The organism is candidate division TA06 bacterium, from assembly GCA_016235665.1.
GTDB lineage: Bacteria > Edwardsbacteria > AC1 > AC1 > EtOH8 > UBA5202.
The window spans coordinates 248,768-263,130 of sequence record JACRJI010000016.1; the positions used below are offsets into that span (position 1 = coordinate 248,768).

Consider the following 14,363-nt stretch of genomic DNA (forward strand, 5'->3'; position numbering starts at 1 on the left):
AGCACAATAAGAAGGGGCGGCCGCCATGGCCGCCCCTTTTGCCGCTAAAGTTACCGGGATTACCTGATCACGGTGAACCTTCTGGTGGAAGTGTTCTCCCCGGCGGTCAGCCGGTAAACATAGATTCCCGACGATACCTTCCTCCCATTCTGGTCACAGCCGTTCCACTTAACCGTATGGTTTCCGGCTCCCAGCATTCCATTGACCAGGGTCTTTACCCTCTGTCCCAGCACGTTGTAGATTTCCAGGCTGGCCGAAGCGCCCTGGGCCAGTCCGAACCGGAACTCGGCCGAGTTCTTGACCGGGTTGGGGCTGGTTGGCATCAGGTAGAAGCTGTAGCTTACGGCTCCGGGCTGGCCCTCCACTCCGGTGGGCGTGGCCGAAGCTTCGTTGGACCAGGCGCTGAAGGTGTCGGCATGCGATGCCCAGGGATAAGTTGAACGAACAACATAGTAGTAAGTACTGTCGTTGACCACGGAATTGTCATCGTATGACAAGTTTGTTGTTCCGTTCAGGAAGGCATATGGCCCACCGGCCGTGGTTGATCTGAATATCTGGTATTCGCCGATGTTCTTGGCCGAAGCCAGCGCTCCAACGGCAGGTGCTGCCGACAGGGATTTGGACTTGGGCAGCTTCTGGTCCGTATCCTTCAAAACAGTCAGCTGGTCAAGCTTGCCCAGGTCGGATCCGGCCAGTGCTTTCTTGCTGTAGGTCGAGTAGGACACCACCGCCCGTGACATCCAGTGTCTCTGGCGCAGATACCAGGTGCCGCCTTGCTTTACCAGGCTCCGGTAGGGCGCCTGATTTTGATCGTCGGTGATCCCATAGGGAAGACCTGCGGTCTTGAACTCATATCCCACATGGAAGTCTCCGGCGGGATAGATATTGAGAGAGGAAACATCCACCACGGTCCAGCTGGGATAGGCTACCGGGTATATTTTGAACGGGGCCACCAGTTCCGTGGCTTCGTCCGGGACTCCTCCGTCATCGGCGTAAATATGGACCGTCAGGGAATCCAACGATGGCTGTTCGTACCACATTGAATACAATTGTTCGATCTTGCATCCCTGATGCTCGGGCGTCATTCTGGTGGTAGTAATTGATCCCGCGGCCCAGCTGGAAATATACCAGGGGTTGCTGTTGTCGTAATATAAAGTAGCTACCGGCGCCGTCCAGGACAAAGGAACCGAACCATCCTGGCCGTCGGTAGCGCCCAACCCGGAAGGAGCATAGGGATACAGCACCGTGAAAGTCATATCACCCAGTCCCGGGAAAGAAGGATAATTGGTTTCACTTCCGGCATCGTCGACCGCCCAGATATTGTAGCTTACGATAGTAGCCGGAGCAATTGGCCCGGTGATTGTGAACTCAAAAGTATCGGTGGCGCCTATCTGAGTTCCTCCAACCGATAACCAAGTGATGTTGTTGTAGGTGTAATAAAGGCTTTCAGCAGCAACTCCCACTTTAGCCAGATCGTATATTCTGGCCTTGACAATAAACAGGCCGGTGCTGTCGAAAGTGTTGACTGGTTGGGACACCATCTCTATCACAGGAGCCTGATTGTCCAGCGTGGTGAAGGTGATGAAGGTGTCCGGCAGAACGGCTATGCTGTTGTCTGAGGTGTCGGTGCCGGCGGTGACGATCACCGAGTAGGTGGTGCTGTAGTTGTAAGGAGTACCCGGCGTCAGGGTCATGGTATCGCCGGTTGCGCTCCAGCTTAAGCTGTAGCTGTCGGTGGGAATGGCATACCCCATAATGCTGGTGGTATCCATCGGTTCGGAGAAAACAACCGTCACCGGCTGGTTCAGCGCCACTCCGGTGGCCCCGTCGGCCGGGAAGGTGGATACGATGTAAGGCGCAGTCACATCGGTGACGATGGCCTTAAAGTCCAAGGTTCCGCTAGCCGCAGTATTCAGGCTGGAATCCCGGGCCACCACCCAATAGTTAACATCAACCGTATCCGATGGGGTCGGAACCTGGGACGGGATCTCAGCCAGAAAAGTGTCGGCCGAAACGAAGGTCATGTCCATACTGTCCGTGGCTCCGCCGTCAACCTGGTAGAGCAGCTTGACGCTCATCAGCGCCTGGTTGTCGGTTACTACCGCCTTCACCGGGTAGGGTCCGTAGGTCTTGGTGGTGTCGTCGGCTAAAGTATCAACATAGCTGATCACTGGATCTTCTCCCTCGATGTGCTTCAGATCCCAGTCGGTCAGCTTGGCGTAAATGTCGTATCCCTTCATCCGCCGGTTGTCATCCCAGTTGAACAGTATCCGCTGGTCGGTGCAGGCCACCCGCTTGGCGCCCCAGAAATACCTGTTGGACATGGTTGTTCCGTTGACCACCACATTGCCGCCCTCGGGAATTCCGTCCACATATTTTTGGGCCATTACCTGGGCTAAGTCTCCGTTGCTGGGATCGTTCCGGTAATCCTCCCAGGCGATCACCATGTTGTGCCCGTCCGGCGACAGGGAAACGCTGGGATAGTAGTGATACGTCACCCCTTGGGCATCGTCGTTGACCAAAAAGTTGCCGCCCACTGTGTCCCCGTTGGCATGGTACATTTGGGCATAGATATCGGAATACGATCCATCATAGCGGTAGTCGTACCAGGTTATCACGAAGCCGCTGTCGGCCATGGATACGCTGGGTTCGTATTGGTAATTGCCGCCGTCATCCACCAGGAAATTGCCGCCGACGGTGTCTCCGTTGGTTTTGAACAGCTGGGCGTAGATGTCTGCGTTGCCGTTACGGTAGTCGTACCAGGTGATCACAAACCCGCTGTCGTTGGACGCTATGGTAGGCTGATACTGCTCACTGCTTCCGTCGTCAACCCGGAAGTTCCCGCCGATGGTGTCACCGTTGGTCTTATACAGCTGGGCATAGATGTCGGCGTTCCCGTTGCGGTAATCGTACCAGGTGATCATAAAGCCGCTGTCCGAGGCGGCCACATTGGGGTTATATCCGCTGCTTCCGCCATCTTCCACCAGAAAGTTGCCGCCCACAGCGGTGCCGGCCGAGTCGAAAAGCTGGGCGTAGATGTCTCCGTTCCAGCTAAAGTCGTAGCCATACCAGGTCACCACGAACCCGCCGCCGGGCAGAAAGGCCGCCCTGGGGTCGTAGCCGTAGCGGCGGACCGCCGACAAGGTGTCGTTGATGATGAAGTTGGCGCCCACCGGGTTGCCGGATGCATCGTAGAGCTGGCCGTACTGGTCCACCAGGTTCCATGTCCCATTGTCGTTACGCAGGTCGTACCACACCGCCACCGAACGGCCGGAGGTGTCCATGGCCACCGAGGCATCCCACTGGTCGGTCGTTCCGGTGTCGTTGTTGGCCATAAAATTGGCGCCCAGGGCTGAGCCTGCCGCATCATAGCGCTGGCAGAAGATGTCGTAGTTGCCGCTGGGGTTGTAGCGGTTATCGTACCAGACCACGGCGAACCCGCTGTCGTTGGCCGCCACGCTGGGGTCGTAGCAGTATATGGAAGTAGTGTCATTCACTATAAAGTTGCCGCCTAAGGCCAAGCCTGCCGGGTCATAGCGCTGGGCATAAGTGTTCCAGTAACTGCCGCTGCGATAGTCGTACCAGGTGATCACGAACCCGCTGTCGTTGGCCGCCACATTGGAAGCGCCCCAGGTGTATTGATCATAGCTGGTCCCGTCATCGTTCACCAGAAAGTTGCCGCCTACTGAGTCGCCGTTGGGATTGTAAAGCTGGGCGTAGATGTCGGCATTCCCGCTGCGATAGTCGTACCAGGCGATCATATATCCGCTTTCGTTAGCCGCCACGCTGGGGCACCAAGGATTGTCGCTCCCGCCGTCATTCACTAAAAAGTTGCCGCCCAGGGTGTCGCCATTGGTATTATAACGCTGGGCGTAGATGTTCCAACTGCCACCGGTGCGGTAATCATCCCAGGTGATTATAAATCCGCTGTCGCTGAGGGCCACGCTGGAATAATACTGGTCGGAGCCCGATACATCGTCATTCACCAGAAAGTTGGAACCCAGAGCCGCTCCCGAAGCGTCGTAGCGCTGGGCATAGATGTCGGCATTACCGTTGCGGTAATCATACCAAGCGATCACGAACCCGCTGTCATTGGCGGCCACGCTGGGATAATACTGGTCGAAGCCCGAGGCGTCGTCGCTCACCAGGAAATCTCCGCCGATGGGCGTACCCGCGGCATCAAAACGTCGGGCATAGATGTCATAGTCGTTCCCGTTGCGATAGTCATACCATGTTACCACGAAACTGTTGCCGCAGGCGGCCACGGAAGGTTCTTCAGCCTCGGTGCCGGTAAAATCGTTGATCAGGAAATCCTCGCCCACCGGGCTGCCGGAGGCGTCAAAAATACGGCCGAAGATCTGGTAGTCATCGCTATTGCGCTCGTCGTACCACACCACTATCATCTCTCCGGTGGAAAGCAGGGCCGCCTTGGGGTCGTACTGGTAGCCGGCGTAGTAACCGATGCCCTGGGTATCGTCGTTGACCAGATATTCATCCTTGATCAGGCCCTTGATTTCCGGCCGGGGCTGGGCTTTGCCGGCCTTGCTGGGTTTGGTCTTAACCAGTTTGGAGATGTCCGGCCGTCCGGGCATCTGAGGCCTGCTCGGCGACCTGTCCGCTGCAGCAGTTGCGTAGGCGGAAGCCTTGGCGGGGCCGGGCCGGCCAGGTTGCTGCTTCAGCTGGGCCGGCTGCTGTTTCTGGGTCTGCGGCTGTTTGTGCCGCAAGTGCGGCGGCAATGGCCTGCCGTCTGCGCCCAGTTCGGGCTTGGCCCAGGCCAGACCGGCCGTCAGGACCAGTACCAGGGCAAACATTACTCTCTTGACCATAGGGACTCCTTTTTATGGGTTGGTTTATGGGGTGTTTTTTCAAATGAATAAGTCATAGTTTATCAAAAAAACCGGGCTTTTTCAATGGAAATTTCCAAGTCCACCCCGCTTGACGGGATGGACTTGAAACACCTGGTATTTAACTGTTCCTTTACTGCGGCCAGCCCGGCGGCCCGGGAATGGTCTTGGCCGGGGTGGCCGGCGTCTCTTCATCCCCGCTGTTGGCGATTATTATGGCCGCCACAGATCCGGCCACCACCGCAGTGGCCCCGGTGACTATAGCCGCGGTAGATGCGTACCAGGCGGTGGCGGTGGCGGCGCCCATCGACCCCAGCTTAATGGCCGCTCCAGCCCACATCAGCATAAATGATATCTTGGCGGCTGTCATGGCCACCGGGTGGCGGGCCGAGTCGCCCTTGCTTACGGTGGTGGTCATCTTCTCGCCCACCATAACTTCTTCCCCGGCCTCTCCCTTGATCCCCACCTCGCCCTTAAGCACGTCCAGCTCGGTGGAATCGCCCTCCACATAGATTCCGAACACCGTTCCCCGGATCCCGGCCACAGCGGTGGGCGTTTCCACCAGGAACTTGGAATCCAGGGAGCTCATCTTGCGGACGCACCCCAGCACCTTTCCGGTCCGGACCTTGAACGAATTGACCACGCTGACCGAAGGCTTCTTCTGCTTCTCCATCCGCTGGATAAGAAGCAGACTCTTGTCCTTCATCTTCAGCACGCTGCCGTCATCCAGCACGATCTCGGCCTCGGCCCCGTCCTCGGTGGAGATCTTGTCTCCGGCTTCCAGTTTCATTTTTATCTCCGCCTTGGCCCAAGTAATACCCTGGGATTTTTGGACCTCCACCTGCCCCTTCATATAATTGATCTTGGCCGAGGAGGGTTTGTATTCGGCCAGAGCCGGAGCAGCCAGCCAAAGCATTTGCAGTATTATGACAGCTAAGCTGACGGTTTTTTTGCAGGTATTGTTGATCATCATTTTATTTTCCTTTCGCCTATTGCAGCTTGACTATCTTTTGGGCGGCGCTCCGGCCTGAGGAACTTAGCCTGACTATGTATACTCCGGCCGACAAGGTTCTTCCCCCGTCGCTACGGCCGTCCCAAACCTGGGAATAGTATCCCGGCGGCAGGTTCTGGCTGGTCAGGGTTCTTACCCGCTGGCCGGTTATGTTATAGACCGCCAGGCTGACCAACCCGGCTTGAGGTAATTGATAATTAATCGTCATTCGTTGAATGAAGGGGTTGGGGCCAATCCGTCCCAGGCCAAATATCAAAGGAGTCAGATTCCGCCCGTCAAACGGGCTGGAGGAATAAACCACCGCCAGTTCCTGGGAACCTGAAAAACCGATGCTCTTCTGGGTCTTCAAGTCAAAGGTATTTCCCTTTTTCCGGTCCAGCAGATAGAGGTAACCTCCGTTCCCCGGCTCTCCGGTGATCTGGGTATTCAGCACCACCAGCTGGTCGGCCTTGGCCGCCTCGATCACCAGCGGCCATTCGATGTAGTCTGCCGCCGGACGGAAGTCGTTCTGATAATCCTGGCATGGACCCTGGTTCCAGTCCTGGTGCAAGAAAAAGGCTTTGACGTTACTGGAGATCAGCGGGGGCTTTTCGGCATCCAGCCGGTCGTAGGCTTCCCTGGCCTGGGGAGAGACCCCCAGCTTAAGTCCCCGGTCAACCGCATTGCCGGAAACAACATCCATGGTCAGCTGCCAGTCGATCTGATATTGGGGGGCCTTGACCGCTTCCACCGGCCCCTTGCCCATGAACCGCTCCATCATCAACGTGCAGGGCCTTACTGCATAAAGGGCATAGCCCGTCCAGGGATGCATCTGGTCCCCGGCGTTGTAGGGGGTCAGGCTGTCCCAGACCCCGTTATTCTCGAAATCCGGGCTGGCATCCCGCCAATTGTACATCCTCTGGCGCACCACGCTGTTGACGGTGGAATCCGTGAAATTGACAAAGTGACCGATGGTGTCGTTCCACAGGACAATGACATTGGCCAGTGTAACCGTGGTGTCAAAGGGATTCCCGATCAGGTTCCAGCCGCTGTCTATGGGCTGGTTGAAGAAATTCATAAATCTCGTGCCTTTGACCTCCACCTGGGCGTTTCCGGCTGTGGCCAGCCAATAACCGTAACCGCTGGAGATGTTGGGCCTCTCCACATAACCCGAAGCTGGCTTGTACCCGAAAATGCGCCAGGTGGAGTCGGAGTAGGCCCCCAGCTCGTCGCCCAGGATCTGGGCCGGGGTGGAATCGACCGGGGACAGCGGCACCGAGAACATCCGGTAGGCCCCGCCGGCCAGGTTGAAGACCATCGAATCAGGCAGCACGGCGGTAAAGCTCCACTGGAAGGGCGGGTTCAGCATGGGATTGCCGGATTTATCGGCCGCCGAGTCCACCCGGAAACTGTACAGTGTGCCGGGCGCAAAATCGCCGTGCGACATTGTCACCTGGCTGTCGCCGCTGCTCCAGGAAAGGCTCCAGTATAAGGGATCGGGGGTGCACCGGAACCGGAAGCTGGTGGTGTCCATCGGCTCGGAGAAGTTGACCACCACCTGTTGCTGCAGGAGGACGCCGGCGGCTCCGGACGAAGGACTGACCAGGGTCACCGCCGGGGGAGTTGTATCCGCTGCGGCCATGGTGGCAAACCCGATGCTGTCACGCCCGGCCAAAACGTTCCCCGCGGTATCCTGCACCCCCAGCACCCTGACGGTATAGGATGTCAGGTTGGCAAAAGCGCTGTGATTGAATATGATGGTGGTGGAGTCCGCGCTCCAGACGGTGTCCACCAGTCCGGGATTCGGGACAAAGGTGTAGCTGACCCCGGATTTTCTTACCGGTTCAGAGAAGGTGATCTGCACGCTGTCGGTCAGGCCCACTCCGGCCGCCCCGTCCAGAGGCAGACTGGAAGTAATGTAGGGTAGCATGGTATCGGTTGCGGGGTTGAAAATAGACATGGAATCGCGACCCAGGGTGAACTCAGGATTTTCGGCAAAATTGCCGGTATGGCTGAGCACTATCGAACCGCCGTCGCTGTTGCCAAAGATGTTCCGGTTGACGATGACGGGGAACTGCCAGCCCGGAGTAGCTCCGTTGTCGTAACGTCCGGCCACCATGGTGGATTCATCGGCCGCCTCGGAGAACCCGGTGTTAAAATCTGACGGCAGATAGCTGAGCAGAACCTGATTGGAATCCGCTGCCAGGCCGGCCCCGGAGAATGTCCAGAATTTCCTGAGACAGGCGGTGGAGTCGTTGACCAGCGGAAATGTTCCCATCTTGACACCGGCGGTAACAAACGCCGGAGTAGTGTTGTTGAACACCTGGACATCCACTGCTGAAACACCGGTGGAAATTGTGCCCAGTTCATAGGCCACCGTGGTATTGACCGTGACCGGGATCAGCTTGGCCAGGTTACCTTCCACAAAGCCGGCTCCCTGGATAACCCCGCCGAAGGTGTCAACCGTTACGGTATTGGTCCCGGTAAGAAGCGGGCCGTTAAGTGTCAGAATGCCTGGTACTGTCCGATCGGTATGCAACTGAAGCCATCCGGCCGCAGCAGTCAGGTTGTAAGGCCCGCCGATATCGGGAAATTCGAAATTGGAGGTAGTGTCAGCCCCCAAATTGTCGTAGATCAGTGTGGCGGAAGGGCCGTAGATCAGCTGCCCATAACTTATTCTACCTGTTGTCTGCCGGTAGCCGGAGCGGACATGGACAGTGTCGGCTAATTCCAGCCCCGAGAAGCTGGAGAGCACCAGGCTGTCCAGTTCCTTGATGGTTAAGGGAAGTCTGACCATATAAGGGCTGTTGAGTATCTTGATGGATGAAGTGCTGTCGGCCAAAAGCTTTCCGGCCAGAATATCGATGGTATCCAGCAGGGTCAGCCCGTTTGCGCCGACATTAAAAGCGCCCTGATAGAGACTCAGCCGCCCGTTAACCTGGGCATCGGATGAAAGCAAGATGGTATCTCCCGGCTGGGTATTCAAGCCAACCGTTAAATGGTACAGGTCTGAAGCATTTCCTGGGATCTCGCTGCCGGTGGCCAGGGTTCCACCGCCGTGGCTTCCGTAGACCAGGTTGACCGGCCCTTCATTAGAGGCCGGCATCATTAAGACACCGGAGTTGCGAACGACGGTGGCTCCCGATCTCAGGGTGAGGTTGGTGGAGTTATCAATCACACCCTGCACCAGCATCAATGTGTCATGCAGTACCAGCGGAGTGGTGATATACAACGGGACTGTTCGGCCCCAGCTAAGCTTGCTCAACTGATTGAGGGTCGAGGGCATGGTCTGGCTGACCGGTTGTCCGTAGAAAACAAGTGATGAAGTGCTGTCGGTGGTCAGCAATCCGCTGCCGGTCAGGCTGTCGCCCAACATCAAGGTATTCGACCCTACGGTAAGTCCGCCGATGGTCAGGGTCAGCGGACCGAAAGCATCAATATTGCGCCGCATGACGCTGCCGTACATGTTATCTATGGTCAGGGTGCCGCCGGTGATGCCCGGCAAAAAAGTGGTATCGATCGACCCGAAGATGTTGGCCCGGCAGCTGTCGGTGAAGACCAGTTCCCCGGACGGCCCCACCGTGTCTATCAGGCCGTAGGAGGAAAAGCTCTTCCCGTTGAAGCGGATGCCCCCTGCCACCGACAGGCTGTTCCAGACGTTCAGGGTATCGCGGTTTACGATCAGGGTGTCGCCGGAGCCCTTTAACGCCAGGTACATTATGGCGGAAGCGCTGGCCGGCATCTCGGGCCCGGCGGTGGTGGTGCCTGTCCCGTATTCCAGGCCCGCCTGGTTGGCGAAGACTATCGGGCCTGTCCCGGCCAGGCTGGAGACGCTGTTCCGGTAGATCGCCACCCCGTTCTGAAGCAAAAGCGATCTGCCGCCGTTATTGAACGTCCCTCTTACCAGCTCCAGCCGGTCATGGATGCGCATGGTGTCGGACATGATCATCACGGCCGGACGGTTGATGGTGAGAGTGCCCAGGTCGCGCAGCATGGATGGCAGGGTCAGGAAGGAAGTGCTCCCGCCCATCAGGGCCAGCTGCGAAGTGCTGTCGCCCATCAGGTTGCCGGCCGTCCGGTATACGGGGCCGAACAGCGACAGGCGCTTGCCGTCAAACCGCAGGGTGTTGCCCAGCAGCTTCAGGGAATCCATCACCGCCACGTCCTTGGAAAGATAAGCCTGATCCATGCTGCTTTCCACGATCAGCTGGTTCACCGTGTCGGGTATCCCGGGTCCGGTCACATACGGCCCGGTCGAAATGCCGTACAGCCGGTAATTGGCCCCCTGACTGAAATTACGGGCCCCCAGGTTGCGGATCACCCCGGTGTCCTGCCCGGCCGGATATATGCCCTGGTAGTCTGAATACGAAAGGGTGGCCCCGGCCATCAGGGTGAAATCGCCCAGGCTGCCCTGGCCCGCGGTGTTCCATTCCGCTATCAGCAGATGGGACCCGGGGTTGACCTGGTAATTGATGTAACCGGAAAGGATCTCGCTGGTGCCCATGTAATTCTGGGTCCCCTTCCCGCAGAACACTATGGTCGTGCTGTCCGGCCCGCCGCCCCTGATCCCGGCCATGGTGTGGAAATAATCCCCGTACAGGAACAAAGTATCTATCCCGGAACTCAGGGTGTCTGTCAGATACAGCCAGGCTGGATCATAGACCACCAACCCGCCCCTGACATGGAGTTTCCGGTTCCCTCCCGACCCCAGCACCACCTGGGAATTGGCTATCTGCAGGGCGTTGATGGTCACCTCCGGCTTGACGGCGCTGGTCAGGAAAAGTACGTTCGGTCCGGTGGAGGTCACATTGACGTCGTGGGCCGAGAAGGAAGGCCCGCCGGGAAGGACCATGTCTGCGGCCTGTTGCATGCCGTCCCAGGCAATGTTGCCGAAGGCCTGGTCCATGCCGGACGGCATGGCGGTCATCACTCCGGTGATGCTCAGGGTGGAAAGACTGTCCCAGGAAGCGGTTGGGATAGCGTCCCCGTCCATCTGATGGACATACTGGCTCAAGGGACCAAACACCAGGGAAGCTCCGGGATTGACGTTGGTTGTCCCTCCCTGCCTGTTCACGATACCGTTGACGACCATGTCATCGCCCGGTCCGTCGTTTATGGTCAGGGCTCCGCCGGTATGATATACCGTTCCGCTGTCAACCACCTCGTCCAGGGTCAGGTCCATGTTGATTGTCACATCGGCTCCCGGCATGATTATGATGGCGCTGTCCAGATAGGTCGGGAAGCTGTCCGGGAACGAGGGGGTGTTCCAAGTAGCCCCGCCGTCTGACGAGGTTTCCCAGAATCCCGAGTTCCAGTAATTGGCGGTGCCGGTAATCCGCCACATCTTGCTGGGCTGCAATGCCCGCAGGTCCTTGGCCAGGGTGAACAGAGTGGTAAATCGAAGGTCGGCCGCTTTTTTCTTGGCCATGGGCACGGCTGTCAGGCCGGTTATCTCGATCGTTCCGCCGTCTGAAACGCCTCCGGCGGCCCTGGCGCCGATATCCTGAAGCTCCCAGCCTCCAAAAGAACTATTGTAGCCCCCGGCCACCATCGCGGGTTCATTGGCTGCCTCCAGCAGGCCGGTGTTGAAATCGGAAGGCAGGTAGCTGAACGTGGCCGTGCCGCCGCTGAATCCCAGCATACTTCCCTGGTTAAGCACCCAGTGGCGCTTTAAGCAATTGGCCGGCAGGTCCACTCCGGCCGCAGTGCTGTCCAACGACGACATTGTCAGGTATTCCGGGTCCGTGACCGAACCGAAAGACATGTCAACCGGCGTATAGCCGCTGTCCCCTCCAAGTTCATAGGTCAGGTTGGCGGTGCCGATATCAATATATTTGCTGAGATCGCCCTTCACCCACCCATTGGTCCTTTGAACGGTGGCCCCGTTGTTGACTGTCAGTATGCTTCCCCAGCCGACATTGCTGATGGAGCCGTTATTGAGGTAAAGGGTGTCTGAGATATTGACATTCTGCGGCAGCTCCACCTTCCGGCCCGGCCGGTCCACTGTCAGAGTGGGCAGGGTGATGCCCGGGGCCGTCGGCAGCACGATGTCCGGCCCGCTGCCGCTGACGGTGATCGGGACCGAGCCGCTGATATAGCCGCTGCCCCAGACCACCGGCCCGTTGATGGTGATGGGATAATTGGCGTCGACATAGCCGGCCAGCAGGGCCAGGGTGTCCATCACCGTGATGCTGCTGTATTCCTGGTACCAGCCCGGCATGCTGACATCCTGGTTGTCTATGGTCAGCATGTTGACTGTGTCCGGAAGACCGTCCCCGCTGTAGACATAGCCGCTGGGGCCGTTGCCGAAATAGTAATTGGCCTGCTTGCTGTAATTGCGGGGTCCGTTCACCCGGATTGCGCCGTTGTCGGTGCCGGTGGCGTAGAACCCGGCATCATCCCGCACCTTTAGGGTGGCCCCCGGCATCAGGGTGAAGCTGCCGGCGCTGCCGCTGCCCACCGTGTAACCAGGTTCGACATCAAGGGTGGAGCCGGGACGGACCACGATGTCCACGCAGCCCGACATCTCGCCGGTCTCACCGTGGTAGTTATGGACCCGGTTTCCGTCGAAAATCATGGTGGCAGTTCCCGGCAGGCCGCCGTGGACGCTGGTCCAAACGTGCTGGTAGTTGCCTTCCAGTATCAGGGTGTCTACTGCTGGCAGCATGCTGTCGCTCAGGTAGAACTGCCCGGAGTTCAGCACCGAGAAGGTCCCTCCCACCCGGACCACGTTGGTGCCTGATGTTCCCATCAGCACGGTGGCCCCGCTGTTCAGGGTTAAATCTCCGGGAATGTTCACTATGGGATTGATGGTGCTGCATATGATCATTCGGGCCAGCCCGGTACCCTGGACATTGAGGTTGCGGCAGGAGAAACCGGCCTCGCCGGCCAGGATCATGTCCACTTCTTGACTGGCGCCGTCCCAGATCACTGTGCCGAAGCTCTGGTTGAGGCCGGCCGGCTGGTTAAACATCATCCCCAGTATGTCTATGGACGAAGTGGAATCCCAGTCGGCCACGGGGATGGTGTCGCCGTCCACCCCGTGGACGTACTGGGAGCCCGGCCCGAACCGGATCTGCCCGTTCTGGGTGAAATCGGCGGCGGTGATCATCAGCATGCCGTTCACATCCAGGTCGTAGCCGGTGGTGTCGCCCAGGGCGGCCGAGGTCTGGATCATCAGGCCTCCGCCAGCTTTGATCACCACCTGGTCCAGATATTCGGCCTGGCCGGAGATCTGGATCAGGTGGGTGGAGTCTATGGTGACCAGGCTGTCGGTGGCGCAGTCCGGGGTGAGCATCATGGCATTGGGATCCCAGGTGACGCCGCCGTTATCGGAAAAGTTCCATGATATGTACGAGCTCCACATCCCCGAGGATATGGAGCGCCACATCCTTCGCGGGATCTGCCCAATCACGTAGATGTCATCTGAATTGTACAGGGCGCAGTATACGTCTCCGCCCTGGTCCACCTTCATGTCCATGAAATGGGGACTGTAAACGGTGTAGACGCTGTCCACCACCGTGGGAGTCGGCAGCCTGGGGTCCACCAGCTTGACGTAACCGCTGCGCCAGCAGCCGATGTAGAGCAGTGAATCGGCCGGGTTGTAGACCACGGTGCTGACCGAATCCCCCACCGGCACCGAGTCTACCGCATCGCTGCCGTCTATATAGTAGAGGGAATTCGGACTGCTGCCGTTGCATGCCGCAAACATCCGGTTGTTGACCGGGCACAGTGCAAAGTTGCTTGGATTGTCGCCCACCGTCAGGGTAGCGACCAGGGTGTTGGTGGAAGTGTTGACCACCGCCACCTGGTCGGCTATGGGCAGGGTGACGTACAGCCGGTTGAGGGCCGGGTTGGATGCCATTTTAGCCGAGCCGCCATTAGTGCTCAGTTCCAGGATGGGCACCTGGGCCGTACGGGCATTGGTACTGCCGCTGTAAACATTAAGGGTGTCGAGAAAATAACCGGGAATGTAGACGCTGTTGTTGGGGCTGTAATAGTGCGCCACTCCCTGGACATTGTTGATGATCCCGGTGCTGGTATAAGTGCTGGGGTCATATATGTACATATCGGGTGACATGCCTTCATATACATATATTTTATTGTTGTCGGCGTTGAATTCGCAGCCGTTTAAACCGTTGCTGATCATGAAACTGGTGTCTAGAACATTGACGGCGCAATCGATGGCGTAAAAATAGTCGCTGCTCTTCATGTATATCCGGTTGTTCACTGAATCGTAGACCATCGGTGCGGAGTAGATCGTCCCCGGTACAATGCCCAGCAACGAATCGTTGGAGCAGGACATGGCCGTGACATTGCTGTAGCCAACATTGCCGGAATACATCCGGTCGCTTATGGGGCTATAGCCCAGATAAGTTGGTATTTGTCCGGTCCCTATGGGCTGTATCCTTGACTTTACCCCATAGCGCACCGCCCTGGCCGGCATGGCCACGGCCAGTATCAGGGCTGTCAGACAAAATAGTTTCTTCATATATTCCTCCCTAAAAAAGAGATGTGTTTTTTGCTAT

At 57.9% G+C, this 14,363-nt stretch carries 3 protein-coding genes; all 3 read right to left on the minus strand.

Features of this window, described 5'->3' with window-relative positions:
* Window positions 1-59: 59 nt before the first annotated feature.
* Window positions 60-4,826, minus strand: coding sequence for an Ig-like domain-containing protein (locus HZA73_11485; GenBank protein MBI5806643.1), 4,767 nt, complete (start codon window positions 4,824-4,826; stop codon window positions 60-62).
* A 151-nt stretch (window positions 4,827-4,977) separates the two neighbouring features.
* A complete protein-coding gene (locus HZA73_11490) occupies window positions 4,978-5,817 on the minus strand; it encodes a FecR domain-containing protein (GenBank protein ID MBI5806644.1) in 840 nt (279 codons plus the stop codon).
* A gap of 16 nt (window positions 5,818-5,833) precedes the next feature.
* Window positions 5,834-14,326, minus strand: a complete 8,493-nt coding sequence (locus HZA73_11495; protein ID MBI5806645.1) for an Ig-like domain-containing protein — start codon at window positions 14,324-14,326, stop codon at window positions 5,834-5,836.
* Window positions 14,327-14,363: the final 37 nt, after the last annotated feature.